Annotated in this window: 13 protein-coding genes and 1 tRNA gene; 2 read left to right on the top strand and 12 right to left on the bottom strand. The window is 44.3% G+C overall.

The features are described 5' to 3' along the window. Positions 1-71: 71 nt before the first annotated feature. From B2248_RS00505 to pncC, 7 genes are all read right to left on the bottom strand, one after another. Positions 72-161 (bottom strand) — tRNA-Ser (locus B2248_RS00505). 56 nt (positions 162-217) lie between these two features. Then, on the bottom strand, positions 218-403 hold the full coding sequence (gene csrA, locus B2248_RS00510) for a carbon storage regulator CsrA (RefSeq protein WP_007145409.1): 186 nt from the start codon (positions 401-403) through the stop codon (positions 218-220). A 239-nt stretch (positions 404-642) separates the two neighbouring features. Continuing rightward, the gene (locus B2248_RS00515) at positions 643-1,866 is read right to left on the bottom strand and encodes an aspartate kinase (protein WP_273181735.1); all 1,224 of its coding nucleotides are present in this window, start codon (positions 1,864-1,866) and stop codon (positions 643-645) included. Between the two features lie 2 nt (positions 1,867-1,868). Next, positions 1,869-4,472 (bottom strand): alanine--tRNA ligase, encoded by a 2,604-nt coding sequence (alaS, locus tag B2248_RS00520; RefSeq protein WP_273181731.1) that lies wholly within the window; start codon positions 4,470-4,472, stop codon positions 1,869-1,871. Then, positions 4,462-4,911: a regulatory protein RecX gene (locus tag B2248_RS00525; protein WP_273181729.1), complete on the bottom strand. Its 450-nt coding sequence runs from the start codon at positions 4,909-4,911 to the stop codon at positions 4,462-4,464. The genes alaS and B2248_RS00525 overlap by 11 nt, the downstream gene beginning before the upstream one ends. Next, complete coding sequence (gene recA / locus B2248_RS00530; RefSeq protein ID WP_273181727.1) at positions 4,908-5,948, bottom strand: recombinase RecA; 1,041 nt, start codon at positions 5,946-5,948, stop codon at positions 4,908-4,910. The genes B2248_RS00525 and recA overlap by 4 nt, the downstream gene beginning before the upstream one ends. A gap of 56 nt (positions 5,949-6,004) precedes the next feature. Beyond that, on the bottom strand, positions 6,005-6,505 hold the full coding sequence (pncC, locus tag B2248_RS00535; protein ID WP_007145404.1) for a nicotinamide-nucleotide amidase: 501 nt from the start codon (positions 6,503-6,505) through the stop codon (positions 6,005-6,007). A 16-nt stretch (positions 6,506-6,521) separates the two neighbouring features. Between pncC and mutS the strand changes: the two genes are divergently transcribed. After that, positions 6,522-9,080: a DNA mismatch repair protein MutS gene (gene mutS / locus B2248_RS00540; RefSeq protein WP_273181724.1), complete on the top strand. Its 2,559-nt coding sequence runs from the start codon at positions 6,522-6,524 to the stop codon at positions 9,078-9,080. On the opposite strand, the gene B2248_RS00545 is transcribed toward mutS, so the two are convergent. Genes B2248_RS00545 through B2248_RS00555 form a run of 3 tightly spaced genes read right to left on the bottom strand, consistent with a single transcriptional unit; the run spans position 9,077 to position 10,208 of the window. Beyond that, the gene (locus tag B2248_RS00545; protein ID WP_273181722.1) at positions 9,077-9,358 is read right to left on the bottom strand and encodes a YcgL domain-containing protein; all 282 of its coding nucleotides are present in this window, start codon (positions 9,356-9,358) and stop codon (positions 9,077-9,079) included. The genes mutS and B2248_RS00545 overlap by 4 nt on opposite strands. Before the next feature lie 2 nt (positions 9,359-9,360). Then, positions 9,361-9,768 (bottom strand): VOC family protein, encoded by a 408-nt coding sequence (locus B2248_RS00550; RefSeq protein WP_273181721.1) that lies wholly within the window; start codon positions 9,766-9,768, stop codon positions 9,361-9,363. 20 nt (positions 9,769-9,788) lie between these two features. Then, a complete protein-coding gene (locus B2248_RS00555) occupies positions 9,789-10,208 on the bottom strand; it encodes an OsmC family protein (protein WP_273181719.1) in 420 nt (139 codons plus the stop codon). Between the two features lie 117 nt (positions 10,209-10,325). Here B2248_RS00555 and crp point away from each other — a divergent pair, with 117 nt between their 5' ends. Beyond that, positions 10,326-11,012, top strand: coding sequence for a cAMP-activated global transcriptional regulator CRP (gene crp / locus B2248_RS00560; RefSeq protein ID WP_273181716.1), 687 nt, complete (start codon positions 10,326-10,328; stop codon positions 11,010-11,012). On the opposite strand, the gene trpC is transcribed toward crp, so the two are convergent. Continuing rightward, the gene (gene trpC, locus B2248_RS00565) at positions 10,992-11,792 is read right to left on the bottom strand and encodes an indole-3-glycerol phosphate synthase TrpC (RefSeq protein ID WP_273181713.1); all 801 of its coding nucleotides are present in this window, start codon (positions 11,790-11,792) and stop codon (positions 10,992-10,994) included. The two genes, crp and trpC, sit on opposite strands and share 21 nt — an antisense overlap. Before the next feature lie 3 nt (positions 11,793-11,795). Continuing rightward, on the bottom strand, positions 11,796-12,809 hold the full coding sequence (gene trpD / locus B2248_RS00570) for an anthranilate phosphoribosyltransferase (protein WP_273181710.1): 1,014 nt from the start codon (positions 12,807-12,809) through the stop codon (positions 11,796-11,798). Positions 12,810-12,813 lie beyond the last annotated feature (4 nt).

The raw sequence follows: 12,813 nt of genomic DNA on the forward strand, positions 1-12,813 counted from the left end.
TATCCAGCTGAGCTACGGGCGCTAAAGCCGCTTATTATACAAGCATCCAAGGATGCCATCAATAAAATTTATGGCGGAGAGCGAGGGATTCGAACCCTCGATAGGGGTAAACCTATACGCCCTTAGCAGGGGCGCGCCTTCAGCCTCTCGGCCAGCTCTCCATCAAAGCCGCCTAGTATATCAGAAGATAACGATTTGGCTAGTGATAATTGTAAATTTAACCCACATTTGGCTGATCTTTTTCAGCCTGAATGCGATCATAAATTTCTTCACGGTGCACTGTGACATCTTTAGGAGCGTCGACACCAATTCTTACCTGATTACCTTTAACACCAAGTACGTTTACAACAACATCGTCACCGATGATTAGTGATTCGCCTACACGACGTGTGAGTATTAACATTTTTTTCCCCTTTACTCTCAAAAATTGGCCGAGGTTACTAGGAGAATTATCATGACTCCTTTCAATTGAGTAGGCCTCGTGCCTTTTGTCCTATTCAGCTTGGGGGTCTTTTTGCCCCTTTATTCATGGACTATAAAAAAACGATATTTATCCCTCGTCCAACGAATATTTTATCAGGAACATAAGTTGATCGCGATAAAATGATGACAAAAAAATGAAATGGCTCAAGCATTTAGATTTTAAGAGGGGGATTGCTCCAGATTAAATGCTTTGTGCAGGGTTCTGACACCAAGCTCCAGGTATTTTTCATCAATAACCACTGAAATTTTAATTTCAGAAGTAGAAATCATACTGATGTTGATGTTCTCTTTTGCCAGAGAGCCAAACATCGTGCTTGCAATTCCTGCGTGAGAACGCATACCGACACCCACGACCGAGATTTTTGCAATTTTTTCGTCGCCGTTAACTTCTCTTGCACCGAGCTCTTCTGCTGTTTTCTTGAGAATCGCCAAGGCTGCTTGATAGTCGTTGCGATGGACGGTAAATGTAAAGTCTGTGGTTGAGTCATGACCAGTGTTTTGGATGATCATGTCAACTTCGATATTCTCTGCCGCTATAGGTCCGAGAATTTGTGAAGCAATGCCTGGGTGATCAGGTACACCGAGAATAGTCAGTTTGGCTTCATCACGATTAAACGCAATACCTGAAATTAAAGCTTGTTCCATTGATGGGTCCTCAGCCGCTATTAATGTGCCACCACCTTCTGTAAACGAGGAGAGGACACGTAATGGGACGTTATATTTACTCGCAAACTCAACAGAGCGAATTTGCAATACTTTTGCACCTAAGCTGGCCATTTCCAGCATTTCTTCGAAGGTAATAGAATCTAAGCGACGTGCTTCAGGTACAACACGGGGATCGGTTGTATAAACGCCGTCGACATCGGTATAGATTTGGCATTCATCGGCTTTTAGTGCCGCAGCCAGAGCGACTGCCGTTGTATCACTGCCACCACGACCTAGTGTGGTAATGTTGCCATTCTCATCACAGCCTTGAAAACCAGCTACGACTACAACTTTGCCTTGGCTAAGATCATGACGAATTTTGTTGTCATCAATCTCCATAATCCTGGCTTTGTTATGTGCATTGTCCGTCAATATACGGACCTGACTTCCAGTGTAGGAAACGGCAGACATACCCATTTGAGCAAGCGTCATACTGAGCAGGGCAATCGTGACTTGTTCACCCGTTGACAGTAAAACATCTAACTCACGACCACGCGGGTTGTCGGTTAATTGTTTAGCCAAATCGATTAGGCGATTAGTCTCGCCACTCATTGCTGATACAACGATCACTAAATCATGGCCTTGATTACGATAATCAATGATCTTTTTCGCTACTTCGCGAATGCGATCAGCAGAGCCGACGGATGTTCCACCATATTTTTGAACGATTAAAGACATGCTTAGTTTTCCAGCTTCGAAGTGACCCAGTCTGGAACAGATGCTAACGCTGCTGCCAAATTCTGGGGTTCATTACCGCCGCCTTGAGCCATATCAGGACGGCCGCCACCTTTACCTCCAACCTGACTAGCTATATGGCCAACCAGATCTCCGGCGCGGATTTTATCGGTAATATCCTTGGTTACGCCAGCAATAATTGTAATTTTTTCATCATTGACAGCTGTTAGAGCAATTACCGCTGTGCCCAGCTTATTTTTTAACTGATCAACAGCATCTCTGAGCGATTTTCCATCCGCTCCCTCAAGGGTTGAAGCGAGTACTTTAATGCCATTGATTTCTGTTGCAGAGTCAGCCAGATCATTACCTGCGCTGCTGGCTAATTTCGCTTTCAATGCTTCCAGTTCTTTTTCTAACTCGCGTTGACGCTGAACCAGCTGAGATGCTTTATCTTGCACATTGGCGGGTTTGGCTTTCAGTAAGTCTGATACGTCAGCCAGCGTGGTTTCCATTTGTTCGATGTAATCAATCGCTTTTTCACCGGTGACCGCTTCGATACGACGGACACCTGATGCAATACCAGCTTCAGAGGTGATTTTTAACATACCGATATCACCGGTTTGTTTAACATGCGTGCCACCGCATAACTCGATAGAGAAATCACTCATGCTTAACACACGAACTTCATCATCATATTTCTCACCGAACAATGCCATTGCGCCGCTTTTCTTGGCTTCTTCAATGGCCATTAAACGTGTTTCAACAGGGTGGTTGAGACGAATTTGTTGATTAACTAAACGTTCGATTTCACGAAGTTGGGCTGGAGTGACTGGCTCAAAATGTGAAAAGTCAAAACGTAAACGTTGAGGATTCACCAGTGAACCTTTTTGCATAACATGCTCACCCAGAACTTTACGTAATGCTGCGTGTAATAGATGCGTAGCAGAATGGTTCAATGCCGTTGCCAGACGATTATTTTCATCGATCTGTGCTGTGACACGTTGACCAACTTGAAAACGGCCATGCTCGCAACGACCAATATGGGTAAACGCTTGAGATTGTTTACGTGTATCGGAAACAGTGAAGCTGGCATTATCCGCATTAATTTCACCGTGATCACCTACCTGACCACCTGACTCGGCGTAGAACGGTGTTTTATCTAATACGATTAAACCTTCCTGACCTTCAGAAATGCTATCAACATGCTCACCATTGACGATGATGGCTAAGATAGTACTGTCATGCTGAGTGAGGTCATAGCCACAAAATTCTGTGCTACTGTCAATGGTAATCTGGTCAGATAAACCACCAGAGAACTGACTCGCGCTGCGGGCACGATTACGTTGTGCTTCCATCGCACGCTCAAATCCGGCGATATCAATAGTCAGACCGCGCTCACGTGCAATATCAGCGGTCAGATCGATAGGGAAGCCATAAGTGTCGTAAAGTAAGAAAACGGTTTCACCAGGGATCTCTTTATCGCCCATGTCTTCAATGGCTTGATCCAGAATTTTTAAGCCATTATCCAGCGTATCGGCAAAACGTGTTTCTTCTTGTTGCAGGGCTTTTTCAACCAGTTCCTGAGATTGAGCAAGTTCAGGGAAAGCTTCACCCATCTCATCGACTAGTGGTTGTACAAGCTTATAAAAGAAGTTGTCTTTTAAACCCAATTTATGACCATGGCGAATGGCGCGGCGAATGATACGACGTAAAACATAACCACGACCTTCATTAGAAGGGTAGACACCATCAGTAATCATGAATGAACATGAGCGAATATGATCCGCAATGACACGTAATGAGAAGTTGGTGTGATCTTCGGTACCAGAGAGTTTCTGAATCGCTTGGATCAGATGTTGGAACAGGTCGATTTCGTAGTTGTTATGTACGTGTTGTAATACTGCAGCCAGACGTTCCAGCCCCATACCTGTGTCAACAGAAGGCTTAGGCAATGGTGTTAAGGTACCATCTGCCGAGCGGTTGAATTGCATGAAGACCAGATTCCAGATTTCGATATAACGGTCGCCATCTTCTTCAGGTGTACCTGGTGGACCACCAGCGACATCTTCACCATGATCATAGAAAATTTCAGAGCAGGGGCCGCATGGTCCGGTATCGCCCATTGACCAGAAATTATCTTTTGCGCCGATACGAGAAAAGCGTTCAGCAGACACACCAATTTCATTTAACCAGATATCAGCCGCTTCATCATCTTCTTCAAAAACCGTGATCCATAGTTTTTCAGCAGGAAGAGCTAATGTTTCTGTCAAAAATTCCCAGGCGTATTGAATGGCTTCACGTTTGAAGTAATCACCAAAACTGAAGTTACCCAGCATTTCAAAGAATGTATGGTGGCGAGCGGTATAACCGACATTTTCTAAGTCATTGTGTTTACCACCTGCACGTACGCAACGTTGTGTCGTCACGGCGCGAGTGTACTTACGGGTTTCTTGGCCTAAGAATGTCTCCTTAAATTGCACCATACCAGCATTGGTGAATAGAAGGGTGGGGTCATTAGCAGGAACAAGGGGACTGCTTGCTACGACTTCATGACCTTTACTTGCGAAAAAGTCGAGAAACAACTTGCGAATATCTGCGCTACTTTTCATCGTCGGTTAAATTAAAACTTTCCGTTATTTGTTCATGAGTAAAACCGCGATATTGTAAAAAGCGTTGTTGTTTTGCTTTGCTTTTATAATCATCGGGCATTTCCTCGCCAAAACGCTTGCAACGCACTTCAGCGGCAAGCGTAAACCAATCTATTTCTGCCTGGTTCATACATTCAGTGATGATGTCGGCAGCAACACCACGTTCTTTCAATTCCATACTGATGCGGACAGCTCCATAACCCCGATTGGCTCGGGATCGGATAAAACTCTCAGCAAACCGAACATCACTTTGCAGGCCAGCTTCTCTTAACTGCTGAATAACGTCGTCAATTTGTTCTACGTCAAAACCTGCTTTGTCTAGCTTGTGTGCCAATTCATGAGCACTATGTTCGCGGTTGGCTAAATAGCTTATGGCTCGTGCACTGGCTGATTGCTTCACGCCTCGATATCGTCCTCAACAGCACTGTCATCTTTTTTGGCTGTTTTTTTAGGCAGCATGGTTTCACGTATTTTACTTTCAATTTCAGCAGACATTTCAGGGTTTTCTTTTAAGTAACCACGAACATTGTCTTTACCCTGACCAATACGTGTGCCGTTGTAGCTATACCAAGCACCTGATTTTTCAACAATATTTTGTTGAACACCCAAGTCGATCAATTCACCTTCACGTGAGATCCCTTCACCATACATGATGTCGAATTCAACTTGTTTAAATGGTGGGGCCACTTTATTTTTGACGACTTTGACACGGGTTTCATTACCCAGAATTTCGTCACCTTTTTTGATTGCGCCAATGCGTCTGATATCTAAACGCACAGAGGCATAGAATTTAAGTGCATTACCACCTGTGGTAGTTTCAGGGTTACCGAACATCACGCCAATTTTCATGCGGATTTGGTTAATAAAGATAACCAATGTATTTGAACGTTTAATGTTGGCGGTCAACTTACGTAAGGCTTGTGACATTAAGCGAGCCTGAAGACCCATGTGGCTGTCACCCATATCGCCTTCAATTTCGGCTTTCGGCGTCAGTGCGGCAACGGAGTCAACAACAACGATATCTACAGCGCCTGAACGGACTAGCATATCGGTGATTTCCAACGCTTGTTCGCCGGTATCGGGTTGAGATACCAGTAAGTCATCAATATTGACACCTAGCTTCTCAGCATAAACAGGATCCAGAGCATGTTCAGCGTCGACAAAAGCAGCTGTTCCACCTAGCTTTTGCATTTCAGCGATAGCATGCAGTGTTAAAGTGGTTTTACCTGAAGATTCAGGACCGTAAATTTCAACAATCCTGCCACGAGGCAATCCGCCTATTCCTAATGCAATGTCTAATCCGATAGAACCAGAAGATACGGCTGATACGTCACGAGCTGCGGCATTATCACCAAGGCGCATTACTGAGCCTTTACCAAATTGCTTCTCAATTTGACCAAGCGCGGCGCCTAGCGCTTTTTTCTTATCGTCATCCATTGCACTACCTCTGAAGCTGTTTTTAATAAATCCTTCGATTATCCCATAGAAAGCACTCAGTCTCTAGCGTTTTTAATGATTCCGGATAAGGCGTTCAATACAGCTTGTCGTCTGATGCTTTCTCTATCACCTTCAAACTGAAAAAGCTGGCTGACAACCTTGTCAGACTTTCGGGCCCAGCCTATCCAGACAGTACCAACAGGTTTGGTTTCTGTACCGCCATCGGGACCTGCGATACCTGTTAATGCCACACTGATATCAGCACATGAATTGTTAAGTGCACCCAGTGCCATTTCTTCGGCAACGGTCTGACTCACCGCGCCAAATTGTTGCAGTGAGGTTAATTGAACGCCTAGTTGATCTTGTTTTGCCTGATTGCTGTAGGTGACAAAACCACGTTCAAACCAGCTTGAACTGCCAGCGAGATCAGTACAACATTTCGCTACCCAGCCACCGGTGCAGGATTCCGCTGTTGTTAGCATGAAATGGTTTTTATTTAAGGTTTCAGCGACTTGAATGATTTTTGCTTGCAGTGATGCGTCAGAAATATTTTGCATGATGTAAACTATTAAAATGACTCAAAGACAAAATCATACTCCAATGATGCAGCAGTATCTGCGCATCAAAGCAGAACATCCGGACTTTTTGCTGTTCTATCGCATGGGCGACTTTTACGAGTTATTTTTTGATGATGCTCATAAAGCCGCTGAATTGCTTGATATCACACTAACCGCGCGTGGTAGCAGTAATGGTGCGCCGATTCCTATGGCTGGAGTGCCATATCATGCTGCGGATAACTATTTATCACGGCTTATCAAATTAGGTGAATCGGTTGCTATTTGTGAACAAATAGGGGATCCGGCGACAAGTAAGGGGCCGGTTGAACGTCAGGTGGTTCGGGTTCTCACCCCAGGAACACTGACAGAAGAAGCACTATTAGATAGTCGTAATGAGAATTTACTGTTAGCTGTCTGTGAAGAAAAAGGCCGTTATGGACTGGCCTATGCAGAAATCAGCAGTGGTCGATTTATCATCAGTGAATTAGATAATGCTGATTTGCTAAAAGCTGAACTGGCCAGATTACAACCGGCAGAAATCTTATTGAGTGAAACATTAACCGCCGATTTTGATGCGTTTGAAAAACAACTCCGTAAGCTACCTGACTGGCATTTTGAGTTGAAGGCAGCTAAAACAAGATTATGTAAACAGTTCAATACAACTGATCTAAAAGGATTCGGTTGTGATGGACTGGATATCGCAATCCGTGCTGCTGGCTGTCTGGTGAACTATGCGCAGGAAACACATCGAACAGCTTTGCCTCATTTGCGTCAGCTAACGGTCGAGTATTCAAAAGACAGTATCCGACTCGATCCTCAATCACGTAAAAACCTTGAGCTTGAGCGTAATCTGTCGGGTGGACTTGAGAATAGTCTTATCTCGGTAGTGGATAAAACAGCAACCCCAATGGGCGCACGTTTATTGAGACGCTGGTTGATGCGTCCTATTCGTGATCAGAAGGTATTAGTTGATAGACAGCAAGTGATTCAGGAATTTTTGGATCATCACAGTTTCAGTGACTGTCACGCTCTAATGAAGTCATTGGGCGATATTGAGCGTATTTTGTCACGTATGGCTCTTCGCACGGCCAGACCAAGAGACTTTATGCATATCAGGCGTCTTTTAGAAACCTTGCCTGATATACATCGCTTATTAAAATCCAAGCAAAGTACCCATCTCAGGCAACTGGATCGTCAACTCGGCACGTTTAGTGAATTACTTGCGTTATTGCAGCAGGCAATGATTGATGAACCACCCGTTTTAATTCGTGATGGTGGCGTTATAAAAGCCGGTTACCACGCTGAATTGGATCGCCTGCGTGATTTACATAAAAACGCCAGTGGTTTTTTAGATGAACTTGAGCGACAAGAACGTCTGCGAACGGGCGTAAATACGCTTAAAGTCGGTTATAACAAAGTGCATGGTTATTTTATCGAGTTGAGCAGAGCTCATGATATTGAATTACCCAATGAATATGTCCGTCGCCAGACATTAAAAAATGCTGAGCGTTATATCACGCCAGAGCTAAAGCAATTTGAAGAGCAAGTACTGAGTGCTAACGAAAAAGCACTGGCATTAGAAAAAGCACTGTATGAGGAGTTATTTGATAAGGTTGAGCCTGAGTTATCCGCTTTATCACAATGTTCCATGTCTTTGGCAGAGCTGGATGTTTTAGCTAATTTGGCTGAGCGGGCTGAAACGCTAGATTATGTTGCGCCACAATTTGTGAATGAAAGCGGCCTTTATATCGAGGCAGGCCGACATCCGGTGGTTGAAGTCTGTCACGATCGTCCTTTTTGCGCCAATGATCTGAAATTAACGGCTGAGCAGTCCACATTAATTATTACCGGGCCGAATATGGGCGGGAAATCGACCTATATGCGACAGACAGCATTGATTGTCTTAATGGCGCATATGGGAAGTTACGTCCCAGCAACTAAGGCGATTATCGGACCTGTGGACCAGGTATTTACCCGCATCGGTGCATCTGATGATCTGGCTTCCGGGCGTTCAACGTTTATGGTTGAGATGAATGAAGCGGCGAATATCCTGAACAATGCCACAAAGCATAGTTTGGTATTGATGGATGAAATCGGGCGCGGGACAAGTACTTTTGATGGATTGGCGCTGGCCTGGTCATGTGCAGAAAAACTGATTCGTGATATTGGTGCCTATACCTTATTCGCAACCCATTATTTTGAAATGACACAGCTACCCGAGTTATTTGAACAGGCTAGAAATGTGCATCTTGATGCGATTGAACATGGCGATAAAATTGTTTTTCTTCATCAACTGAAGGAGGGCGCTGCCAGTCAGAGTTATGGATTGCAAGTTGCTCAGCTTGCTGGCGTGCCAGCCGATGTGATTGATGCCGCCAAAGCAAAATTAAAGCAGCTTGAGCAGACGCATTATTCAGTTGAAACCTTAGCCGAACAGCCTCAGCAGGATTTATTTACTCAGCATACTGAGCCTTCAGAGCTTGAGAAAAAACTGCGGGCAATCAGTCCGGATGAACTAAGCCCAAAACAGGCATTAGATATGCTGTATGAGCTTAGCCAATTAGCCAGAAATTAGTGAAGATGCTGCTTTTTCTGGTTAACAAAATCCCCCAGTTTTTCTGGCCGTGGTGGCATTTGAACATGGAAGCCCTGTGTTTCCAGATTTTTGATAACGGTAACGACATTTTCACGAGCAAGCGGTTTTTTCGGAGATAATTCGAGCTCCATGACAAACTGAGGCTCTCTGCCCATTGAGTTATAGAGTTCTTGAGGTACCTCTGAAAAATCATCTTTTTTGGTGATATAGAGATATAACTCTTCTTTTTTAAGACTTTTGTATATATACGTTTTCATTTTTATGAGATGGGTGGGTGGTAAATAATTTGCACGACAGTACCGCTCGGATCATAACAATAAAAGCTTCTAGCACCGTCTCTATGCGTACGTGGCGGGTTACGAATTTCGACATTATTTGCACTGAGAAAATCGAACCAGGCATCAACTTCGTCCATGCTAGGAATAATAAAGCCGATATGATCCAGCTTTTGCTGGTGTGATGGTGCAGCTGGCTCTGCTGCCTGATGTAATGCGAGATTGTCATTACCCGAACTCAGATACACATTCTGCTCATCTGGCCGCCATTCGACATGCATGCCGAGTAATTCAGTATAAAAAAATTCACAGGCGGCAAGGTCTTCGACAAACAGAGCAACATGACGCATGCCACCGGTTTTACCTGGTCGTACAAGTTTGTTTTCAGACATGAGTGACTCTTAATTTTTGATTATTCAACTTCAATGATTTCGTAATCATGTGTCACCGTCGCTGTTTTTGCCAACATAATGGTGGCTGAGCAATATTTCTCAGTCGACATTTTGATAGCACGTTCAACAAAGTTGGCTTTTACGTTTTTACCAGTGATTTTGTAATGAATATGGATATTGGTGTAAACCTTAGGCGCTTCTTCGCTTCTTTCGCCATTCGCCTCAATCACACAGTCACGAATATCTTGTTGAGACTTTTTCAAGATTTCGATGACATCAAAGGCTGTACATCCAGCCATACCCATCAGTAATAATTCCATCGGACGCATGCCGGTACCATGTCCGCCTGCTTCTTCAGGTCCGTCCATTACTACCGTATGGCCTGTTCCAGATTCGCCGAGAAACAAAACATCTTCGACCCATTTCACTCGTGCTTTCATTAAAATGTTTCCTAAAGTTGATAAGTCACTTTAAATTTGACATATTTATCAAATCGCTGAGGGATTATACCCGTTTATGCTGTATTATTGCCCGCAGACTCATTTTTGGATGAATAAATGGACTATCACAGACACAAGGCCATTGAACAGGGATTAGCAGAGTTTTTCCGCTGCTGTCACACAAAAACTTATCCGGCGAAGAATATCATTGTTCGTCCAGGCGATCCGGCACATACGCTCTATTATATTCGTGAAGGTTCGGTGAGTGTGTGCATGGAAAATGAGGAAGGCGAGGAGCTTATCGTTGCTTACCTGAATCAGGGCGACTTTATTGGTGAGATAGGCATGTTCTCAGATGTTGGTGAACGTATGGTGACGGTGCGCGCCAGAACCGATGTGCGCACTGAAGAGATTTCCTACCAGCAGATCATGAATCTTTCAAAAACACAGTTGAAAGAATGCTATCCAACACTGTTGTTTACCATTGCAGAACAATTGGCAAAACGTCTGTTATCGACAACTCGTAAAGCCACTGATATGGCATTTCTTGACGTAGCAGGAAGGGTTGAGGCTGCTTTGCACGAGTTAGCCGCTCAGCCAGATGCTATGCGTCATCCTGATGGTATGCAGATTAAAGTCACACGTCAGGAAATCAGCCGCATGGTGGGATGTTCACGTGAAATGGTTGGTCGTGTCCTCAAAGAGTTACAAGACAATGGCTTGTTATGGGCCAAAGGTAAGACGATGATCGTCTATGATGAAGAACATCGTCATAAAAAACCTTTAGTAAAAAAGCTTGGCTAATTCAGCACCTGGATCATCAGCACGCATAAAGGCTTCACCCACCAGGAAACCATTTACGTTATTGTCACGCATTAATTTCACGTCATCACGGGTATGAATACCACTTTCGGTGATGACGATATGGCCTTGTGGAATACGTTGCAGTAGAGACAGGGTCGTATCCAGTGATGTGTCAAATGTTCGAAGATCACGGTTGTTGATACCGATTAAAGGTAGATTCAACACTAACGCACGTTCCAGTTCTTCAAGATCATGCACTTCTACCAGTACATCCATACCTAACTGGATGGCCAACTGGCTGAGCGTTTCTAATTGATTGTCATTCAGTGCGGCGACAATTAATAAAATACAGTCAGCACTGATCGCTCTGGCTTCAAATACCTGATATGGATCAATAATGAAGTCCTTACGAATCACTGGCAGTGAGCAGGCGTTACGTGCTTCTTGTAAAAAAACTTCATGTCCCTGAAAAAAATCACGATCCGTCAACACGGATAAACAGGCAGCACCACCTTTTTCATAGCTGACAGCAATATCTTCAGGAATAAAATTCTCTCTGAGCAGCCCTTTACTGGGGGAAGCTTTTTTTACTTCAGCAATGACCGCAGGCTCGTCATTAAGAATTTTTTTGCTGATAGATTCCACAAAGCCACGAACCGGGTTAGCCTGTTCGGCTAATTGTTGCATGATAGCTAATGGAATTTTTGCAGAACGTTCAGCAATTTCCTGCTGTTTTCGTTGCAGGATTTTTAGCAAAATATCGGGTGTATTTTCAGACATAATTTAAGTTCGGCTTGTAACAATTAGGGCATTTAATTTTTGCGTGGCGGCACCAGAGTCAATAACTCGTGCCGCTAGATGGATACCTTCTTCAAGGGAAGGGGAGATGTCCGCCACATAAATGGCGGCACCGGCATTCAAGACCACAATATCACGGGCTGGACCGGGTTTGCCTTCGAAGACTTCTTTAATCAGAGCCAAACTATCCTGTGCATTGCTGACGGTTAGCGATTCAATAGAATGCTGTTTCATACCAAAATCTTCAGGCTTAATGGTGTAGGTGGTCACCGTACCATTCTTGAGCTCAGCAATATGGGTTTCAGCACCAATACTGATTTCATCAAGACCATCTTCAGCATGCACCACTAACACATGTTGGCTGCCGAGTTTTTGTAGCACTTCAGCCATCGGTTTAACCCACTTTTTATCAAACACACCTAACACTTGATGAGCAGCTTGGGCAGGGTTTGTGAGTGGACCTAGCAGGTTGAAAATGGTTCTGACGCCCATCTCACGACGTGGACCAATCGCATGTTTCATGGCGCCATGGTGTTTTTGAGCAAACATGAAACCAACACCCACTGTTTCTATACAGTGTTTTACCTGTTCCGGACTAAGCTCTAAGTTAACCCCCGCAGCTTCAAGAACATCTGCACTACCCGAACTGCTACTGATGGAACGATTTCCATGTTTGGCAACCTGACAGCCCGCTGCAGCAGCAACAAAAGCACTCGCTGTTGAAACGTTAAATGTACTGGCACCATCACCTCCTGTGCCACAGGTATCGACAACATGTTCGCCGTTGATATGAACGGGTGTTGCCAGGCTTCGCATGACCTCAGCCGCCGCCGCAATTTCGGTGACGGTTTCCCCTTTCATTTGCAGGCCAATCAAAAAGCCACCAATCTGTGCGGGTGTCGCATTACCTGTCATGATTTGATTCATCACATCCGACATTTCATCATGACTGAAATCATGGCGCTGGATGAGCTGTTTAATGGCTGCCTGTATATCCATCAAA

The sequence above is a fragment of the Methylophaga sp. UBA2012 genome, from assembly GCF_002335235.1.
Taxonomy (GTDB): Bacteria; Pseudomonadota; Gammaproteobacteria; order Nitrosococcales; family Methylophagaceae; genus Methylophaga; species Methylophaga thalassica.

What these genes read in the sequence shown, in the direction of transcription:
- csrA (WP_007145409.1), bottom strand. Translation starts at nt 403, where the DNA reads ATGTTAATACTCACACGTCGTGTAGGCGAATCACTAATCATCGGTGAC.
- B2248_RS00515 (WP_273181735.1), bottom strand. Translation starts at nt 1,866, where the DNA reads ATGTCTTTAATCGTTCAAAAATATGGTGGAACATCCGTCGGCTCTGCT.
- alaS (WP_273181731.1), bottom strand. Translation starts at nt 4,472, where the DNA reads ATGAAAAGTAGCGCAGATATTCGCAAGTTGTTTCTCGACTTTTTCGCA.
- recA (WP_273181727.1), bottom strand. Translation starts at nt 5,948, where the DNA reads ATGGATGACGATAAGAAAAAAGCGCTAGGCGCCGCGCTTGGTCAAATT.
- pncC (WP_007145404.1), bottom strand. Translation starts at nt 6,505, where the DNA reads ATGCAAAATATTTCTGACGCATCACTGCAAGCAAAAATCATTCAAGTC.
- mutS (WP_273181724.1), top strand. Translation starts at nt 6,522, where the DNA reads ATGACTCAAAGACAAAATCATACTCCAATGATGCAGCAGTATCTGCGC.
- B2248_RS00545 (WP_273181722.1), bottom strand. Translation starts at nt 9,358, where the DNA reads ATGAAAACGTATATATACAAAAGTCTTAAAAAAGAAGAGTTATATCTC.
- B2248_RS00550 (WP_273181721.1), bottom strand. Translation starts at nt 9,768, where the DNA reads ATGTCTGAAAACAAACTTGTACGACCAGGTAAAACCGGTGGCATGCGT.
- B2248_RS00555 (WP_273181719.1), bottom strand. Translation starts at nt 10,208, where the DNA reads ATGAAAGCACGAGTGAAATGGGTCGAAGATGTTTTGTTTCTCGGCGAA.
- crp (WP_273181716.1), top strand. Translation starts at nt 10,326, where the DNA reads ATGGACTATCACAGACACAAGGCCATTGAACAGGGATTAGCAGAGTTT.
- trpC (WP_273181713.1), bottom strand. Translation starts at nt 11,792, where the DNA reads ATGTCTGAAAATACACCCGATATTTTGCTAAAAATCCTGCAACGAAAA.
- trpD (WP_273181710.1), bottom strand. Translation starts at nt 12,809, where the DNA reads ATGGATATACAGGCAGCCATTAAACAGCTCATCCAGCGCCATGATTTC.